At 69.7% G+C, this 19,166-nt stretch carries 13 protein-coding genes and 1 riboswitch; of the genes, 7 read left to right on the top strand and 6 right to left on the bottom strand.

Features of this window, described 5'->3' with window-relative positions:
* Window positions 1–3,564 (top strand): beta strand repeat-containing protein (locus tag ACFQV6_RS01985; protein ID WP_378025524.1); only part of this gene is annotated, 3,564 nt, incomplete at its 5' end.
* Between the two features lie 236 nt (window positions 3,565–3,800).
* Window positions 3,801–3,879: riboswitch (cyclic di-GMP riboswitch) on the top strand.
* A gap of 15 nt (window positions 3,880–3,894) precedes the next feature.
* Window positions 3,895–7,248: a Calx-beta domain-containing protein gene (locus ACFQV6_RS01990; protein WP_378025525.1), complete on the top strand. Its 3,354-nt coding sequence runs from the start codon at window positions 3,895–3,897 to the stop codon at window positions 7,246–7,248.
* A gap of 60 nt (window positions 7,249–7,308) precedes the next feature.
* Here the strand turns inward: ACFQV6_RS01990 and ACFQV6_RS01995 are convergent, their stop codons facing one another.
* Genes ACFQV6_RS01995 through ACFQV6_RS02005 form a run of 3 tightly spaced genes read right to left on the bottom strand, consistent with a single transcriptional unit; the run spans window position 7,309 to window position 11,673 of the window.
* The gene (locus ACFQV6_RS01995; protein WP_378025526.1) at window positions 7,309–9,267 is read right to left on the bottom strand and encodes an ABC transporter ATP-binding protein; all 1,959 of its coding nucleotides are present in this window, start codon (window positions 9,265–9,267) and stop codon (window positions 7,309–7,311) included.
* A gap of 52 nt (window positions 9,268–9,319) precedes the next feature.
* Complete coding sequence (locus tag ACFQV6_RS02000) at window positions 9,320–11,056, bottom strand: ABC transporter ATP-binding protein (RefSeq protein WP_378025527.1); 1,737 nt, start codon at window positions 11,054–11,056, stop codon at window positions 9,320–9,322.
* Window positions 11,050–11,673 carry a TetR/AcrR family transcriptional regulator gene (locus ACFQV6_RS02005; protein WP_378025528.1) on the bottom strand — a complete coding sequence of 208 codons (624 nt, stop codon included), beginning with the start codon at window positions 11,671–11,673 and terminating at the stop codon, window positions 11,050–11,052. The genes ACFQV6_RS02000 and ACFQV6_RS02005 overlap by 7 nt, the downstream gene beginning before the upstream one ends.
* Window positions 11,674–11,772: 99 nt before the next feature.
* Between ACFQV6_RS02005 and ACFQV6_RS02010 the strand changes: the two genes are divergently transcribed.
* Window positions 11,773–13,443: a sulfatase gene (locus ACFQV6_RS02010; RefSeq protein ID WP_378025529.1), complete on the top strand. Its 1,671-nt coding sequence runs from the start codon at window positions 11,773–11,775 to the stop codon at window positions 13,441–13,443.
* On the opposite strand, the gene ACFQV6_RS02015 is transcribed toward ACFQV6_RS02010, so the two are convergent.
* Window positions 13,440–14,408 (bottom strand): Acg family FMN-binding oxidoreductase, encoded by a 969-nt coding sequence (locus ACFQV6_RS02015; RefSeq protein WP_378025530.1) that lies wholly within the window; start codon window positions 14,406–14,408, stop codon window positions 13,440–13,442. The two genes, ACFQV6_RS02010 and ACFQV6_RS02015, sit on opposite strands and share 4 nt — an antisense overlap.
* Window positions 14,409–14,478: 70 nt before the next feature.
* Here ACFQV6_RS02015 and ACFQV6_RS02020 point away from each other — a divergent pair, with 70 nt between their 5' ends.
* A complete protein-coding gene (locus ACFQV6_RS02020) occupies window positions 14,479–15,018 on the top strand; it encodes a GNAT family N-acetyltransferase (RefSeq protein ID WP_378025531.1) in 540 nt (179 codons plus the stop codon).
* Window positions 15,019–15,025: 7 nt separating this feature from the next.
* Window positions 15,026–15,703: an adenosylcobinamide amidohydrolase gene (locus ACFQV6_RS02025; protein WP_378025532.1), complete on the top strand. Its 678-nt coding sequence runs from the start codon at window positions 15,026–15,028 to the stop codon at window positions 15,701–15,703.
* Window positions 15,704–15,705: 2 nt separating this feature from the next.
* Here the strand turns inward: ACFQV6_RS02025 and ACFQV6_RS02030 are convergent, their stop codons facing one another.
* Together ACFQV6_RS02030 and ACFQV6_RS02035 are read right to left on the bottom strand one after the other, a co-directional pair.
* Entirely contained in the window at window positions 15,706–16,290 is a 585-nt protein-coding gene (locus ACFQV6_RS02030; RefSeq protein ID WP_378025533.1) for a DUF1684 domain-containing protein, read from the bottom strand.
* A 29-nt stretch (window positions 16,291–16,319) separates the two neighbouring features.
* The gene (locus tag ACFQV6_RS02035) at window positions 16,320–16,802 is read right to left on the bottom strand and encodes a molybdate ABC transporter substrate-binding protein (protein ID WP_378025534.1); all 483 of its coding nucleotides are present in this window, start codon (window positions 16,800–16,802) and stop codon (window positions 16,320–16,322) included.
* Window positions 16,803–16,918: 116 nt separating this feature from the next.
* Between ACFQV6_RS02035 and ACFQV6_RS02040 the strand changes: the two genes are divergently transcribed.
* Window positions 16,919–17,896, top strand: coding sequence for a class I SAM-dependent methyltransferase (locus ACFQV6_RS02040; protein ID WP_378025535.1), 978 nt, complete (start codon window positions 16,919–16,921; stop codon window positions 17,894–17,896).
* Window positions 17,897–18,011: 115 nt separating this feature from the next.
* A complete protein-coding gene (locus ACFQV6_RS02045; protein ID WP_378025536.1) occupies window positions 18,012–19,154 on the top strand; it encodes an NAD(+)/NADH kinase in 1,143 nt (380 codons plus the stop codon).
* Window positions 19,155–19,166: the final 12 nt, after the last annotated feature.

Genomic DNA, 19,166 nt, shown 5'->3' on the forward strand with positions numbered 1-19,166 from the left:
GACGGCGACGATGAGGCTGCTGAGACGGCCACGCTGACGATCGCCCGTGCTGGTGGTGAGGACGACGCCTCCGGTGGCCCGGTGGTCAGCACGATCAGCATCACCGACAACGACGCGGCTCCGGCTCTCACGCTCGCGCCGATCACCGGCACTGAGGGCGACACCCCGGCGATCAGCGCGACGGTGGCCGGCTCGTCGCAGGCGTCGATCCCCTGGACCGCGACGGTGACCGGAGTCGGCGGCACGGCTGCGGTACCGGGTTTGACGAATGCGGTGCAGGACGTGGACGTGGACGGCACCGGGCTGACCCTGAGCGGCAGCCTTACTTCGGGCGCCTCAAGCCTTGACCTCGGCAGCCTGGTCCTCGCCACCGACGCGATCGACGAGGACGACCAGACCGCGCAGGTGTCGATCACCCTGGCCGGTCAGGACCCGGTCACCACGACGGTCACCATCGCCGACGCCACGAACAACAAGACACCCGAGATCGTGTTCGGGGCCGCGCCGACGGTGGCCGAGGAAGCCGGCACGGTGAACGTTCCAGTGGGTTTGAGCTGGACGGGCCTCTCCGGCAACGTCGCCACCTCCACCGAGAAGACAATCACCGCGCGGGTGGACACCGGAGACGACACGGCGGAGGAGCCGGGCGACTACACCGCCGTCACGAACGGCACCGTGACCTTCCAGCCGAGCGACGTCGCCGAGGACGTTCCTGTCGCCATTGTCAACAACCAGGTGCACGAGGTGACCGAGCAGTTCGACGTCAGCCTCTCCCAGGCCAGTGGCGACGCGAACATCCCGGTCGCCGACACCGCCGTCACCATCACGGACACCGCTGATCCTCTACCGACCTACACGGTCTCCTCGGAGACGGTGAATGAGGGCGGAACTGCGACCGTCACGGTGGAGCTGGCGACCTCGGCGGCAGCCGACATCCCGTTCACTGTCTCCGTCGTGGACGGGACCGCCACACAGGGCGGTGTCGCTGAAGGCGGCGACGACTTCACCACCCCGACGGCCCCGCTGACCGTACAGAAGGGTTCCAGGACCGCGACCGTCCAGGTGGCGACCCTCAACGACAACGCCTACGAGGGCCCGGAGAGCGCCCTCGTACGGGTCACCCGCGACAACGACGACCACGCGGCGGGCGGCCCGATCGACGGCACCCTGACGATCAGCGACACCGATGCGGTACCGGCGATCACGCTCAACACGGTGGAGGACGCCGAAGGCAATACGGTTGGCGTCACCGCCACACCGAACGGCCTCGCCCAGCGGGCGATGAACTACACGGTCACGACTGCCGGCGATGCCACCGGCGGGGCCAACGCCGCCGAGAGCAGTGACTTCACCGCCACCGTGTCCGGCGCCGTTCCCGGCGGTACCGAGGCCGGCACACCGGTGCCGTTCGGCACCGTGGCCCTGAACCCCGACGCCGTCGACGAGCCGATCGAGACGATCAAGCTGACGGCCCGCAATGACACGGCCGCCATCACCAATGCCACCTCGACTTATCGCATCACCGACGACCCGGCTGATCTGCCGCCGGCGGTATCGCTCGGCTCGATCTCGATCTCCGAGGCGGTGGGGCTCGCCGACGTGCCGGTGAGCCTCGCCTACGGCGGCGGCAACGCGGCCACCTCGACCGAGCAGACGGTCTCGGTCAACTATCTGATCTATCCCGGAACCGCCGGTCTGGGCGACTTCGGCCCGACCGCCTCACCGAACCCGCTTGTCCTCGCGGCCGGTACGGCAAGCAGCGTGATCCGAGTCCCGATCGTCGAGGACGGGACCAGCGAGGAGAGCGAGTCGTTCCGGGTGGTGGCCACCCAGGTGAGCCCCTCCGGAGCCACCTTGGGTACGGCTACCAGCGTCGTCACCGTCTTCGACAACGACGAAGGTGGCAACGACGGTGGCGGCGGCACCCCGGGCGGCGGGACCCCGGGCGGCGGGACGCCCGACAGCGGGCCGGGAACCGGTGTGCCGTCGTTCTCTGTCGCGAGCAGCGCGTCGACTGTGGAGGGCTCCGGTCCGGCCACCGTCGAGGTGACCCTCGACGCCGCGGCCACCAACGACGTCGACCTCACCGTGGTGGCCACTGACGGCACAGCCACCGATGCCGCAAGCGGGCTGGGCGGCGACGACTACGATGCGCCCGGCACCACACTGCGGATTCCGAAGGGCAGCCGGAGCGCGATCGTGACGATCCCGGTCCGGCAGGACGCTGTCTTCGAGGGCGACGAGCAAGCTCGGATCACCGTGGCGCTCTCCGCCGGTGAGCGAGACGCCGGCGGCGCTGCGCAGTCGAGCACGGTCACCATCACCGACGATGACCCGCAGCCCACGCTCAACCTCATCGCGGCCACCGCCGCGGAGGGTGAGAGCATCGAGGTACGCGGAACCGTCACCGGAACGGCCCAGCGCGATCTGGACCTGGACGACGACACCACGGCCGCGGCCGAGGACGAGGCGAACGACCCCGCGGAGCCCGGCGACTACGACCTCACCAATCTGAACACCGTGCTCCGCGCCGGAACGCCGACCGGCAGCGCGGTGAATTTGGGCACCATCCGCGTGGGTGACGACTCCGTCGACGAGAACACCGAGACCATCCCGTTCGGCCTCGGCGGTTCGCGGGTGGCGTACCGGATCACCGACGACCCGGACGACGTGGCGCCGACCGTCTCGATCAGCGACGAGGACACCCGGGAGAGCGGCAAAGCCGTCGAGTTGACCGTGTCGCTCACCTTCACCGGTGACACCACCGGCACCGAGCGTTCCATCGCGGTGCCCTGGCGTACGGTCGCCGGCACCGCTGATGCGGGCCAGGACTTCACCGCATCGAGCGGCACGGTCCGGTTCACGCCGCCGGTCACCGCGACAACCATCTCGGTGCCGCTGCTCAAGGACAATCGCAATGAGGCCGAGCAGCAGTTCGCCGTGCAGCTGGGTAAGGCGCAGCCCGCCGACGTGGCGGTCACGAAGGCGAAGGGCTCGGTCACCATTGCCGACGACGACAAGCCCAAGGCTCCGACCCTGAACGTCCCGTCCTCGGTCACCGGCACGCAGCGGGTCGCTGTCACCGGCGCTGCCGGGGCCGGGGCGAAGGTCGAGATGCTCAGCGCTCCCGGGCCGTCCGGAGGGACGTGGCGGGTCGTCTACACCACGACGGCCGACGACAACGGCGACTTCACGTTCCGGCCGAACTTCACCATGGGTTACCGGCTCATGGTCCGCTCCGCCGGGCTGACCTCACCGGTGCGCCTGCTTCAGATTCGGCAGGAGCCGGCCATGGCGGCGGCCTCGAACGCCCGTGGCGCGGCGACCGTGAAGGTCACCGGTGACCCGGACCGGCAGGGCCAGCCCGTGACGGTGCAGCGGCAGGTCAGCGGCAACTGGCAGACCGTGGCCACCGGGCGCCTCGACTCCGGCGGCGTCTTCGTCACGGTCCAGCGCGGGCTGCGATCGGGCAGCTCCCACTCGTTCAGGGCGGTGGTGGGCGCTACACCGTCTCAGGGCATCCTGGCCGGTGTTTCGCCGACTCGGCAGGTTCGAGTTCGGTAGCCGAGCGGCTGGTGAAGGGCGGTCCGTTCGGGCCGCCCTTCACCCGTTTCACGGGCGTCCCGAGGCGGTCGTTACAGGTCATGTGAAGGTTTTTATACCGAAAAACGTGATCCGCCGATAACGGGCCGATACGCCGGTTAGATTACGGAAGGCGTCGCCTCACAGGGACTTTCGAATCTGTGTTTGCGCTGCTGAAGGCCGGTTCCGGCCGGCGCCCCCACCGCCCCTAGGTGCGGTACCCGAACAGGCAAACCCGTCGCGAGGCGGGGACGCAAAGCCAGGGGCCTCCCCGCTGGAGGTTGCCCAGCCGCCGAAGGAGTTAGGAAGAGAATGCGTCATCGACCCATCCAAGCGGCGCCGCGAGAGCGGGTGCCGTTCACGCTCTGGGGACGGAAGCCGGTCCGGCAGGTCCTGGCGACTGTTGCCGCCTCGGCTGTTGCCCTGGTCCCCGTAACTTTCATCGCGTCACCTGCGTACGCGGCAGTCATCCCGAACCTGACCATCACTCCCGCAGCGAACTGGGAGGGTGGTGACCTTGCGTTCAAGGTCACCTACACGGGCGCCGCGGCCTCGCCCGCCATCACCTTCACCGGTGTCGACAATGCGTCGCCGTCCGCGGTTGACACAGAGGACTACACCGCGACGCCGACGGACAACGCGACCTATACCTTCCCCGGCACCACCGCGGGCGGTACGAACTCGATCACCGTCACCATCGCGACCACCACCGCGGGTGCTCCCGGCGAGGGCGACCAGACGTTCCTGCTGAGTGCCACCGGAGGCGGTAACACGACGGAGGCGGTCGGCACGATCTGGGACCTGCCGGTGTCGGCTCCGCGCCTGGACGTTTCGGCCCCGGCCACCGTGGCGGAGAGTGCAGGAACGGCCGCGATCGTCGCCAGCATCGCCAGTCCGCTGGACCACGATGTCACCATTCCGGTCTCCGCGGCCGGAACCCTGGACAACGGAGCGGGCACAGCCGCGCTGTCGAGCGGCGGTGTGACCCGCGACTTCACGGCGCCGGTCGCTGACGCGGCGATCACCATCCAGGCCGGCACGACGACCGGGGCCCTTTCGCTGGCGATCAACGACGACAACGTCGACGAGCCGGAGACCCAGTATGTCCGGGTGACGATCGGTGCCACCGTGCCGACCGGAGTGACGACCAACGGCACCATGACGGCGGACATCGGGATCACCGACAACGACGCCGCGCCGACGGTGAGCATCGGCGATGCAGCCGCGGTGAACGAGGGGACAGCCGCCAGCTTCCCGATCAGGCTCTCCGGCCTCTCGGAGAACGCGCTCACCGTCGACTTCACGACCTCGAACGGGTCCGACACCGACAAGACGCGCGGTGCGACCGGCGGCACCAGCTCCACCGGCGACTTCACCGCGGTGACGGCTCCGGTGTCGGTGCCCATCCCGCCGATGACGCAGACCGTCTACCAGTCGGTCACCACACGGGCGGACGTTCTGACTCCGCCCTATGGCGACGACGTCCTGGAGGGGACCGAGACCTTCAACGGCTCGATCTCCAACCCGAGCACGGGGCTGACGCTGGGCACGCCGCTGACGGCGACTGCCACGATCAATGATCGTGACACCACGCCCAGCGTCGCGGTCACCGACATGGACCTGACCAACAACATCCCGACCCCGACGACCGACGTCTTCTTCGACGAGGGATCGAACACCACCACCAACGCGGAAATCGCTGTGTCGATCGCGCTCGGCGCCACCGCACGGGAGACGCCGCTGCGGCTCGACTACACGTTCACCGACGTCACCGCCACGAACGGCGTCGACTACACAGGCACCGCCGGCTCGCTGACCATCCCGGTCACGGCTACCGGCACCTGGACCGGCAAGATCCCGGTGAAGATCGTCGGTGACACCACCTACGAGGGCACGGCCTACGGCCTCGGCCGGGCGGAGTCGTTCACCGTGACTCTCGCCAGCGCGAACAAGACGGTGGGCGGCCTCGGCAGCCAGACCGTCTACGTCGTCGAGGGCGCGGACGACGCTCAGCCCACCTGGACGACCTCGGACGTCTCGGTGGTCGAGGGCAACGAGGGCCAGACGATGGCCCGGGTGCCGATCAACCTGAGCGGCGCGGCCGGCGCCGACGTTCTGTTCACCACGGACTTCACCGGTCTGGCCAGTGCCACCGAAACCGGCGTCAACTCGGGTGCGACAGTCGGTGCGAACGACTACGACATCCCGGCGACCCGTACCGTCACCATCAAGAAGGGTGACAAGTCCGGGTACCTCGACATCCCGATCAACGGGGATGCGGTCTACGAACGTGATGAGGCGTTCAGCGTCGCGCTGGCCACGGTCAGCACCTCGGTGAACAGCACCCTCACCGCCGACGTGTCGCACACCGCGCGCGTCAACATCACCAACGACGATGCCAAGCCCACCGTGAAGCTCACCGAGGTCTCCGGCGGCGAGGGCACGACGATGCGGGTGGTCGGCACGCTGGTCGGTCTCTCGCAGTACAACTACACGCTCGGTGTCACCACCGCTGCCATCGGCACCAACGCGGCGACGCCCGGCACCGACTACGAGGTCCCGACGACGCTCGCCACCCGGACGATCCCGGTCGCTCAGGGCGACACAGCGCTGTCCGAGGCCAACTCCCGGCTGGCCGAGTTCTACCTCCTGCCGGACGACATCGACGAGGCGACCGAGACCTTCGGCGTCACGGTGTCCGAGGTCACGGCGTCGCCGCAGGGCTTCTCCACGGCCACCGGCACCTTCCGGATCACCGACGATCCGGCGGACCTCCCGCCGGCCGCCGCCATCCGCGACGAGTCGATCGGTGAGTGGGAAGGTTCTGTCGACGTCCACGTTGACCTGGCCTTCGACGAGAACACCAAGTCGACCACGCAGACGATCCGGATCCCGTACTGGACCGAGGACGGCACTGCCACGGCCGGCGAGGACTTCAAGTCGACCCGCGGCGAGCTCGTCGTCACGCCGGGCACCAGCACCGCGAAGATCAACGTCGAGGTGCTGAACGACAAGATGAAGGAAGCCGAGGAGACCTTCCGGGTCGTCCTGGGCAACCCGACCAGCCCGAGCGGTGCGACGGTCAAGCGCGGCACCGGCACGGTCACGATCAAGTCGGACGACACCTACAGCCCGGCCACGCCGACCATCAGTGTCGCCGGACCGGCCAAGGGTGCGGGTTACGCCACCATCACCGGCAAGGTCGACGCCAACGCCCAGGTTGAGCTGTGGGGCGCTCCGATCGCCGGCAACGGTGAGCTGAAGTGGCTCGTCAACGGCAAGGCCGACGGTAACGGCAACTACAAGTTCAGCCGCTCCATCGCCACCGGCTACCGGTTCGCCGTGCAGTCGCAGGAGATGAACTCGGCGGAGCGGGCCGTCAAGGTCACGCAGAACCCGGCCTTCTCGGTGAGCTCCACCAAGGGCAAGGTGACGGTCAGCGTCACCGGCAACCCGAAGGCCTCCGGTCAGGCGGTCGTCGTTCAGAAGCTGGTCAAGGGCAAGTGGTCGACCGCCTACAAGGGGACCACCACCGGCGCGGGCTTCAAGAAGACCTACTCGGTGAAGTCGAAGACCAAGCTGACGCTGCGGGCGTTCGTCGCGGGTAACACCTCCGCGGGCCTGAACGGTGGCTACTCGGCCTCGAAAAACATCACCATCAAGTAAGCGCAAGCGGTAACAGAACGGGGGCGGCCGGATGGCCGCCCCCGTTCCGTATGCGAAAACTCAGTCGACCTCGACGACAGCCTGAGCGAACTGCGCGGAGTAGAGCCGCGCATAGGCACCGTCCGCCGCGATCAGCTCGTCGTGCGTTCCCTGCTCCACGATCGAGCCCTCCTCCATCACGAGGATCACGTCCGCGTCCCGGATGGTCGACAGCCGGTGCGCGATGACGAAGCTGGTCCGCCCGGTACGCAGGTTCCCCATCGCCCGCTGGATCAGCACCTCGGTCCGCGTGTCCACCGACGAGGTCGCCTCGTCCAGGATCAGGATGCTCGGCTCCGCCAGGAACGCCCGCGCGATGGTGAGCAGCTGCTTCTGCCCCGCGCTGACATTCGACCCCTCTTCGTCGAGTTTCGTGTCGTAGCCGTCAGGGAGCGTCCGCACGAAACCGTCAGCGTGTGCGGCCTCGGCGGCTCGCCGCACCGAGGCGGCGTCAAAACCATCCGACCCGTAGGCGAGGTTCTCCGCGATGGTCCCGCCGAACAGCCAGGTGTCCTGCAGAACCATCCCGATCTGCTCGCGCAGCTGCTCCCGGGGCATGGTGGCGATGTCGACGCCGTCGAGGAGGATCCGCCCCGACGTCACGTCGTAGAACCGCATCACCAGGTTGACGAGGGTGGTCTTGCCGGCCCCCGTCGGACCGACAATCGCCACCGTCTGGCCCGGCTCCACCGTCAGTGACAGGTTTTCGATGAGCGGCTTCTCCGGCAGGTACCGGAACGACACGTTCTCGAAGGAGATGCGCCCGCGCACCGCACCGAGCGACACCGGAGCCGGATCCGGTGACTGCTCCGGCGCGTCGAGCAGGGCGAACACCCGCTCCGCCGAGGCCACACCGGACTGCACCAGGTTCGCCATGCTCGCCACCTGGGTCAGCGGCTGGCTGAACTGCCGTGAGTACTGGATGAACGCCTGCACCTCGCCCAGCGACAGCGTCCCGGAAGCCACCCGCAGGCCACCGACGACGGCGACCAGCACGTAGTTGAGGTTCGAGATGAACATCATCGCCGGCTGGATCAGACCGGAGATGAACTGCGCCCGGAAGCTCGACGCGTACAGGGCGTCGTTGTGCTCCTGGAAGACCGTGGCGGCCTCGTGCTGGCGGCCGAAGACCTTCACCAGCGCGTGCCCGGTGAACATCTCCTCGATGTGCCCGTTCAGCTTGCCGGTGGTCTTCCACTGCGCGACGAACTGCGGCTGGGAGCGCTTGCCGATCATCGTGGTCAGCCAGATCGACACCGGCACGGTGAACAGCGCGATCAGCGCCAGCAGCGGGGAGATCCAGAACATCACACCGAGCACGCCGACGATCATCAGCAGGGCGGTGACCAGCTGGGCGAACGTCTGCTGCAGGGTCTGCGCGATGTTGTCCGTGTCGTTGGTGGCGCGGCTCAGCACCTCACCGCGCGGCTGCTGATCGAAATAGGACAGCGGCAGCCGGGCGAGCTTGGCCTCGACCTGACCGCGCAGGTCGAAGACAGCGGACTGCACAGCCTTGGCGGTGAGCCGGCCCTGCAGCACGCCGAAGATCCAGGCGCCAACGTAGATCAGCGCCACCCAGGTGAGCACGTCACCGAGCCGGTCGAAGTCGACGCCCTGACCAGGAATGACGTCCACTCCGGAGAGCAGGTCGGCCTGACTGTTCTCGCCGCGGGCCCGCAGCCCGGCGATCGCCTCCTCCTTGGTGATGCCGGCCGGCAGCATCCTGCCGATCACGCCGGAGAAGATCACGTCGGTGGCACGACCGAGCAGATAGGGCCCGAGCACTGATAGAAATACGCTGCCGACGCCGAAGAGCAGCACGAAACCGACGGTCACCCGCTGTGGTTTGAGCAGGCCGAGCAGCCGCTTGGTGGAGCCTTTGAAGTCCTGGAGCTTCTCCGGCGGGCCGCCGGCCATCATCATCCGGGCCGCGGGCGGCCCACCAGGCGTCGGTCCAGGCCGGCGAACAGGCGCGGTCATAGTTTGCCTCCGGACAGGAGCGTTTGGTGTACGGGTAGAGCACAGTGACTGGTCATGCCGCTGCCTCCGCCGCGGTGAGCTGGGACAGGACGATCTCCCGGTAGGTTTCGTTCGTCTCCATGAGGTCGTCATGAGTGCCGGTGCCGACGACCTTGCCGTCGTCGAGGACGACGATCCGGTCGGCGTCGCGGATCGTGCTGACCCGCTGCGCCACGATCACCACTGTCGCGTCGGCGATGTGCTCGGTGAGGGCCGCACGCAGCGCCGCGTCGGTGGCGTAGTCGAGGGCCGAGAAGGAGTCGTCGAAGAGGTAGATCTCCGGCCGGTGCACCAGGGTCCGCGCGATCGCCAGGCGCTGCCGCTGGCCACCCGAGACGTTGGTGCCGCCCTGCGCGATCGGTGCCGCCAGCTGCCCGTCCATCCGCTCGACGAACTCCCTGGCCTGGGCGATCTCCAGGGCTTCCCAGAGCTGCTCGTCGGTGGCGTCCGGATTGCCGTACCGCAGGTTGGAGGCGATCGTCCCGCTGAACAGGTACGGCCGCTGCGGCACCAGACCGATGGTCCGTGACAGCAGAGCCGGGTCCAGGTCACGCACCTCGACACCGTCGACGAGCACCGAGCCCTCGGTGGCGTCGAAGAGCCGGGGAATCAGGTTGAGCAGCGTGGTCTTGCCGCTGCCCGTGCTCCCGATGATCGCGGTGATCTGACCCGGGTGCGCGGTCACCCGTACCCCGGAAAGCACCGCGGCCTCGGCGCCCGGATAGCGGAAACCGACGTCACGCAGCTCGAGTTCGCCGTGCTGGGCCAGCGTGGTGACCGGCGTCTTCGGCGGCGCCACGCTGGACTCGGCGTCCAGCACCTCCTCGATGCGCTCGGCGCAGACCTCGGCGCGCGGCACCATCATGAACATGAAGGTGGCCATCATGATCGACATGAGGATCTGCATGAGGTAGCTGATGAAGGCGGTGAGCGCGCCGACCTGCATGCCGCCGGAGTCGATCCGGTGGCCGCCGAACCAGAGCACGGCGACGCTGGAGATGTTCACGATCAGCATCACCGTCGGGAACATGAACGCCATGACCCGGCCGATGCGCAGCGACACGTCGGTGAGCTCGTCGTTCGCCACGCCGTACCGCTCGCGCTCGTGCTCGTCGCGGACGAAGGCGCGGATCACCCGGATGCCGGTGATCTGCTCGCGCATCACCTGGTTGACCCGGTCGAGGCGCACCTGCATGGTGCGGAACAGTGGCCGCATCCGGGAGATGATCAGGCCGATCACGGTGATCAGCACCGGGACGATGACCAGCAGCAGCGAGGAGAGCGGCACGTCCTCGCGCAGGGCGAGCACGATGCCGCCGACGCACATGATCGGCGCCGACACCATCAGGGTGAAGGTGAGCAGCACCAACATCTGGATCTGCTGGACGTCGTTCGTGGTGCGGGTGATCAACGACGGTGCGCCGAACTGCCCGACCTCGCGCGCGGAGAAGGTCTGCACGCGGACGAAGATCGAGGAGCGCAGGTCACGGCCGACGGCCATCGCGGTACGGGCGCCGAAATACACCGCCACGATCTGTGCCGCGATCTGGAGCACCGTGATGCCGATCATGCCGGCGCCGACCTGGAGCACGTAGCCCGTGTCGCCCTTGATCACGCCGTTGTCGATGATGTCGGCGTTGAGCGCCGGCAGGTAGAGCGTCGCGAGCGTCTGCAGGAACTGGAAGAGGACCACCAGGGTGATCGCCGTCCGGTAGGGCCGCAGATGGACGCGAAGCAGTTTGATCAGCATGTCGGCTGATCCCCCCGTTCGGTTTTGTCGGTCAATATGCCGTCTAGCAGCAGGGTCGCCAGCTCGGCGCCGCTGAACGTGCCGGGCTCGCCGAACGGCCCGAACGCGTTGGCGCCGCAGTGCAGCAGCAACAGCCGGGCGGCCCGGTCGGCGGAGACCCGCAGCCGGGCCGCGTCCGGCAGGAAGACGAGAACTATCGCCAGGTGCAACTGCTCCCGGGCCGCGGCCATCTGGGCCTGCGCCTCGGGATTCGGTGTGCTGTCGAAGATCAGCTTGCGGGCCTCGCTCATCAGGTGCGCGTGCTCGATGAAGCGGGCGTGCACCAGCTCGGCCGCGTCGGCCACCCGGATCCGCAGATCGGCCTCGGGGTTGATGGCCGCCAGGGCGTCGAGCGTGGGCCGCGGATCGAGTGCCTTGACCACCGAGCAGACCACCAGCTGGGTCTTGCTGTCGAACACCCCGAAGATCGTCCCCTCGGCGACGCCTGCCGCGTGGGCGATCTGGCGGGTGCTGACATCCAGGCCGTGCTCGTGCAGCAGCGGGATGGTCGCCGCGATGAGCGCGGCGCGCCGCTCGTCCGGTGCCATCGCCGGGACGCGCCGGCGTCGAGATTCCATGCGGCCCACCCTAATGAGCGAGCGCTCACTCATCCACTGACTTTTGTCATGGGTGGGGGCCGTCGAACCGCGCGCGGCGCCCCGGCGTATGAACAGAGCGTGAGCCAAGCAAAGTCCTACCGCCGAGTCCTGCGGCATCTGACCACGGCATTCGCCGCGATCCTGGTGTTCCTGGCACTGATCGTGCCGAATCAGATCTTCCGCCTGCCGCCCGGCAACTCGGTCTCCACCGCGCTGCTGCGCATCCCGGTCGAAGCGCTCGTGGCCGGAGCACTCCTGCTCCTGCTGCCGGAACGGGGGCGTCTCGGCCGGGCGCGGCGGCCGATCGCCGCGGGGCTCGGCGTGCTGCTCGGCGTGCTGACCGTGGTGAAGTTCGTGGACATCGGCTTCTTCGCCGTGCTGGCTCGCCGCTTCGACCCGGTTCTGGACTGGGCGCTCTTCGACGACGGCTTCAACTTCATGAGCGACTCACTGGGACGGCCCGCCGCCATCGGCATCGCCGTCGGCGCGCTCGCCCTCGCCGCCGCCCTGATCGCCGGGATGACCTGGGCGGTCCTGCGGCTGAGCGGCATCCTGATCGCCCACCGTGCCTGGGCCTGGCGGGGCCTGGGCACGGTGGGTGTCGCCTGGGCGGCCCTGGCCGCGATCGGCTTCCAGCTGATCGGCGGTATCCCGGTCGCCTCGCACACCGCGGCCGACCTCGCCGCGCACACCGCCCTGGCGCTGCCGAACGACCTGCGCGACCGCAAGCAGTTCGCCCAGGAGGTGACGGTCGACGCGTACCGGGACCGGCCGGGCGATCAGATGCTCACCGCGCTGAAGGACAAGGACGTGATCATCTCGTTCGTGGAGAGCTACGGACGGGACGCCCTGGAGAACCCGGAGTTCAACGGCGCGGTCCAGCAGACGCTCGCCACGAACGGCGACAAACTGGCCAAGGCCGGGTTCGCGTCCCGCAGCGGGTGGCTCACCTCGTCCACCGCGGGCGGCGGCAGCTGGCTGGCGCACGCCACCTTCCTGTCCGGCCTCTGGATCGACAACGAGCAGCGTTACCGCAGCCTCGTCGCGACCGATCGGCTGACCCTCACCAGCGCCTTCGGCAAGGCAGGGCACCGTACGGTCGGCGTCCAACCGGGCATCACCTTCGCCTGGCCGGAGGGGCGGTTCTACGGGTACGACCACATCTACGACGCGCACATGCTGGGCTATCACGGACCCGCGTTCAGCTGGTCCACGATGCCCGACCAGTTCGTGATGTCGGCCTTCCAGAAGCTGGAGTACGCGAAGAAGGACCGTGGCTCGCTGCTCGCCGAGATCACGCTGACCTCCAGCCACACCCCGTGGGCGCCGGTGCCGACCATGCTCGACTGGGAGGCGCTCGGCGACGGCAGCGTCTACGGCCCGATGGAGGCGGCCGCGGAGTCACCGCAGACCGTGTGGAAGGACGACAAGAAGATCCGGAACGAGTACGGCCGGTCCGTCGCCTACTCGATCGACAGCCTGCTCTCCTACGTCGAGAAGTACGCCGACGACGACCTGGTCATGGTGTTCCTCGGCGACCACCAGCCGGCACCGGTCGTGGTCGGTCAGAACGCCACCCGCGACGTGCCGATCACCATCGTGGCCAAGGACCCGAAGGTCTTCGAGCGGATCGCCCCGTGGGGCTGGACCGCCGGCCTGAAGCCCGCCACCGACGCGCCGAACTGGCGGATGGACACCTTCCGGGACCGCTTCTTCGCCGCTTACGGCCCCGAAGGCGACCCGCATTAGCCGGGGACGACCTCGATGACCTGGCCGGCGGGGAGGCGGGGGGTTTTGGGCGGGGCCGAGTGTGCCGGGTCCAGCGTGCCGAGGCGTACGGCGAGGAAGGGGTGGCCGGTTCCGCCGAGCATGCGGCGCAGGGTGTGCCGGGTGGAGGGGATCTCGACCGGGCCGCTCAGGGGCAGCAGGCTCACCGCCTGCTCGGCGGCGGCCAGCCACAGGCGGCTCAGGGCCTCGCCCGCTCGGAGCCAGTCGGTCGCGGCGTCGCCCGTACCGTAGAGGACCGCGTAGGTCGCGGCCTGGTCGTGACCGCTTCCCGCGGCCAGGGTGCCCCGGGTCTGGAAGTCGCGTTCCGCGACGGTGGTCAGCGGAACCTCCTCGGGCAGGGCCGAGGCCGGGATGCCGGTGCCGTCGGTGCGCTCGCCGCCTGCCCACTTCGCCGTCTCGGCGCGCAGGCGCTCGTCGGTGTCCGCCGCCTTCTGCGCGTGCTCCACCGCCACGGCCAGCTCGATCACCTGGTCACGGCCGAGCACGTGCAGCCGGGCCCCGCCCTCCTCGGTCTGCTTGACCAGGTGCCGCAGGGTGTCCTCGGGCACGGCCTCGTCGGTCACCGTCCGCCGGTCGGTCCGCCGCACCTGCAGCATCTGGAGGTGCCGGGTCGCCTCCGGGTGGATCGCCTCCCGCTCGATCGGCCGCAGCGTGGCGAGGGGCTCTGCGGACGGCCGCTCCACCTCGTAGCGCCAGCCCTCCGCGGTCAGCGCGACCTGCGCGTGGTGCAGGGCGGTGCCGCAGCTCAGCAACAGCATGTGCCCGGCCGGGTCCTGCTCGTGCAGCTGCCGCTCGGCGACCCCGAACAGCTCCAGACGGCCGCCCCGGACCACCCAGCGCCAGGGCTGAGTGTTGTGGATCGACGGGGCGAAACGGGCGGCGTCGGCCGCCTGCACCAGTGCTCGCGTGACGTCGTCTTCGCTCATACCCCCATGGTGCCCGAATTGCCGGGTCCCGGGTACGGACCAAAGACCCTACCCTCGTTACGCTGCCTCGGTGTTCTCGATTGATTTGGGCGACGGGGCGCAGCTCCGGCCCCTCGAACCGTGGCAGGCCGAAGAGTTCCTGGCGCACATGGACCGGGCCCGCGCCACCGTGGATCCGTGGATTCCCTGGGCCAGCATCAGCACCGACCTGGCGAGTGCCACCGCAACCCTCCAGAGGTACGCGGACCGGGCCGCCGCCGACACCGGGCGCCTGTTCGGCATCTGGCTCGACGGGACGCTGGTGGGCGGCACGATGTTCGTGGCGTTCGACGCCGCCGGCGGCAACTGCGAGGTCGGCTGCTGGCTGGAGCCGTCCGCGACCGGCCGCGGCCTGATCACCAAGGCTGTCCGGGAGCTGATCGGCTGGGCGTTCCGTACCCGTGGCATGCACCGGGTCGAGTGGCTCTGCGACCCCAACAACGTGGCCAGCTCGAACGTCGCCCGCCGGCTCGGGATGACCCGGGAGGGACAGAAACGGCAGTCGTACCCGTGGCAGGGCATCCGCCGGGACACTGAGATCTGGGCCGTCCTGGCACCGGAATGGACGTAACACCGCGATGTTCGCCGAACCGTCGCTGACCCATCGCAGGGAGGGCGGCCACGACGTACCGCTGCTGCTCTGGCGTTTCCCGGAGCCGTTGCTGGCCGTCTCCAGCGCGGTCCTCGGCGGCGGGGTCGGCCCCCGGGAGTGGCTGGTCAACGCGAGCGTCGCCATGTCGTACGCCCGCCCTGACCCGGACGCCCACCTGGCCGAACTGGCGGCGCACCTCGGCCTCACCGGCACCGGCGTCGGCCTGCTCACCGGGGTCGACGTGGCCGACGTGGTGGCCGCCGACGACGACGGGGTGCAGGTCTACGCCACCGTCGGCCTGGGCGCGCCGATCCTCGCGGCCGACCCGTCAGCGATCGGGTTCGGTCATCAGCCGGGCACCGTCAACATCGTGGCCTGGACACCGCAGCGGCTCGGCGACGGCGCCCTGATCAACGCGGTCGCGACGGCCACCGAGGCGAAGGCCCAGGCCCTCGCCGAACTCGGCCTCACCGCCACCGGGACGGCCACCGACGCGATCTGCGTCCTGTGCCCGATGGACGGACCGGTCGCGGCCTACGGCGGCCCGCGCTCGCGCTGGGGCGCACCGCTGGCCCGCGCCGTCCATCGGGCCGTCCTCGAGGGCGGTGCGGTCAACCTCGCCACCCGCCGCTCCTGGTCGGATCGTGTCGCCGGAGGGGCGTGACCTCAGGGGTAGGTGAGTTCGCCGGCTTCGATCGGCGCGGTCACCCGGTTCTCCGGCGGTGCGAGCGGGCAGGCCCACGCGGGGTCGTAGGCGCAGCTCGGGTTGTAGAGGTAGTTGAAGTCGAGCCGGACCCGGTCGCCGTCCAGCCGGGTGAGGCCGCGTCCGTGCGTACCCTTCACGGTGTCGGTGAGATAGCGCCCGCCGCCGTAACTCGCGCCGCCGCAGGTGGCGTCGCGGACGGGCAGGAAGAGCCCGCCGCCGTAGGCTTCGATCCACCAGAGCGAGAGCTCGCCGAAGGGCGTCTCCAGGACACCCGCCCGGCGGTAACTGATCACCCCGTCCGGTCCGCCGGTGTCCACCTCGAGCGAGCCGGGCTCCGGTCGCAACCGCACCTCGACGACCGCCGCGGTGTTCTCCGGGAAGTACCGCAGGCCGGTGAAGCCCGGCCGGTCGGCGGTGGGGATGGGCGACTGCGGGTGGGTGGCGAACAGCTCGTCGCGTTGCCCGCGGAAGTCGGCCAGCGGTGTGACATCGAGGTACATCCGGGCCACGGCCGCACGGAAATCGGCGAGTTCAAGTGCCTCCATGACCGGTAACGCTAGCGATCACCGGCCGGTCAGGGGCGCAGGACACCGGTGTCGGTGAGCACGCGGAGGCCGTCACCCTCGCGCACGAACGTGACAAAGGACGCACCGGCGTCGCTGACCGCGACGATCCGCAGCAGGCCGCCGGCGAACGTCTCGGCCTCGCCGGCTGCCTTGCCGAACCCGGTCACCGTCGCCATCGCTGACGGGTCCTCGGTGACGAACACCTCGGCCGGTTGGCCGTCGGTGATCTGACGAGCCAGATCAATACCCTCACCGTACGTGAGGACGACTTCCGCCTGCGGATTGCGCTGCTCGAAGCTGGTCTCCACCTGGTCGAACGCCTTCCGCAGCGACTCGTCGGCCAGCACCCGGATCTGCTGGACACCCGTCGAGCCGGGGCCCTCCTGGGAGGCGCCGGTCCCGGTGCCGCCGGTGCCGTCGTTGCTCGTGGCCGGAGCGCCGCATCCCGCGAGCGTGAGTGCGGCCGCGGCGGCCAGCAGGGCTCTCCTCATGGGTGTCACTGTGTCAGCTGACATCGGCCGGTCACACCCCTGGATGACAAAGTGTCGCAAACTGCTCAGCCTGGGGGGCGTTGCGCGTGTCACACCCACCCCGTCATGCTGGTGGCGTGCCGGAACGCATCGCCGAAGTCACCGCCCTGCTCGCCGAGGTGCTGGCGCCGCGTGCCCCGCTCACCGTGATCGTCGACGGCGGCGATCCCGGCGCCGCGGCCACGTTCGCCGCTCGCCTCGCCGCCGCCTTCCCGTCCGCCTCCCGGGCCTGGAGCGTCGACGCCGTCCTCGGCCTGACCGGTCCCGGCGGGAGCGTCTCCGACTCGGCGCTCAACGTGCTGGAGCCGGCCACCGACCGCATCCTGGTCTTCCTGCGCGGCGGTCCCCGGCACCGCTTCGCCGAGGGCGACGGTGAGCGCCGCGCCCAGGTCGTGATCGACCACCGCGACCCCGAGTGGCCGGTGATCCGCCAGATCCACCCGGACCTGGCCGACCCCGACCGGTGGTACCTGTCGGAGAGCCGGGCCTTCTTCGCCGCCCGGGCCGCCGACTGGGACAGCAAGTTCGGCGACGACATCCCGCGCTACACCGAGGCCGTCCGGCTCGCCGGTGTGCGTCCCGGTCAGGTCGTCCTCGACGTCGGCTGCGGCACCGGCCGCGCACTGCCGGCCCTGTCCGCCGCCGTCGGGCTGGCCGGCCGGGTGGTCGGGCTCGACTTCACCCCGGACATGCTCACCGAGGCGAGGAAGGCCGGCCGTGGTGACTGCGCGGCGCTGGTCCTGGCCGACGCCCGCCGCCTGCCGGTGGCCGACGCCGCGGCGGACGTGATCTTCGCGGCGGGGCTGGTCCATCACCTGCCGGACCCGGTTGCCGGCCTGGTGGAGCTGGCCCGGGTGACACGTCCGGGCGGGGTGCTGGCGATCTTCCACCCGACCGGGCGGGCGCAGCTGGCCGCCCGGCACGGCCGGACGCTGCGCGAGAACGAGCCGCTGAGCGAGGAACGGCTGGGGCCGCTGCTGGCCGGGTCGGGGTGGCGGCTGCGCGGTTACGAGGACGTCCCCGAGCGCTTCCTGGCCCTCGCCGACCGCACCTGACGGCAGAACCAGCAGCGACCCCAGCGGTAACGCGGCGGAAACCGGCGTGTTCGCCGATCCGGGTCCGGGCGTGCAAGGCTGCATAGGGTTTGCCAGGGAGAGCGGGGAAGCGGCCATGGGCATGGTGAAGGTCGTCGGTCTGGTGCTGCATCCGCGGCGGGACTGCGGTTCGGCGGTCGACGCGATCGTCAACTGGGCCGCCGAGCGGGGTGTCACCGTGCTCGGCCTGCCCGACGAGATCACCCGGATCGCGTGCAGCGCGGTGCCGGTTCCGGTGGAGGAGATGGTGGAGCGGGCCGGGCTGCTGGTCAGCCTCGGCGGTGACGGCACGATGCTGCGCACGATGCGGCTGGTGGAGGGGCGCAAGACGCCGGTTCTCGGTGTCAACGTCGGCCGCCTCGGGTTCCTGGCCGAAGTGGACCTGCCGGATCTGGGTGAGTCGCTCTCCGCGATCGACGACCATCGGTACACCGTCGAGCCCCGGACGGCGGTGCGCACCACGCTGCCCGACGGCCGCCAGGTGACCGCGTTCAACGACATCGCTCTGGTACGGGTACCGGGTCACGGCCTGGCAGCAGTCGGTATCCGGGTGGAGGGCAGCAACTTCGTCAACTACGCGGCCGACGCGGTGATCGTCGCCACGCCGACCGGCTCGACGGCGTACAGCTTCTCGGCGGGCGGCCCGATCGTCTCGCCGAACGTGCGGGGGCTGATCGTGAGCGCCGCCGCCGCGCACTCCTCGTTCAACCGGTCGCTGGTGCTGGACACCTCCGAGCGTGTCGCCCTGGAGGTGCTGCCGACGAGTGGGCGGCTGGCGATCGAGGTGGACGGCATCATCGAGGGTTACGCCGAGCCCGGTGCCTGCCTGGACGTCGAGCCACTGCCGGACGCCGCCCAGGTGATCCGTTTCGGCCGCACCTCGTTCTACGAGCGGGCCCGCCGCAAGCTGCGGGTCGAGGGCAGCGCCCAGGCCGGCAACGCGAACGCCGCCGACGCGATCGTGGTGGACAGCTTCGAGCATCAGCGCTACGAAGTGGTGCTGGGCGGTGAGGTCGCCGGCATGCTGCACTACCGCCGCCACGCCGACCGCATCGAACTGCTGCACACCGAGGTCGACCAGGCCTTCTCCGGGCGCGGACTGGCCGGCCGGCTCGCCGCCGCGGCACTGACCGACGCCCGGTCCCGATCCACCCCGGTCGTCGCCACCTGCCCCTTCGTCGCCGGATACCTCGAACGGCACCCCGAAAACGAGAGCTGAGGACAACGACAC

Source organism: Actinoplanes sp. GCM10030250, from assembly GCF_042666575.1.
Taxonomy (GTDB): Bacteria; Actinomycetota; Actinomycetes; order Mycobacteriales; family Micromonosporaceae; genus Actinoplanes.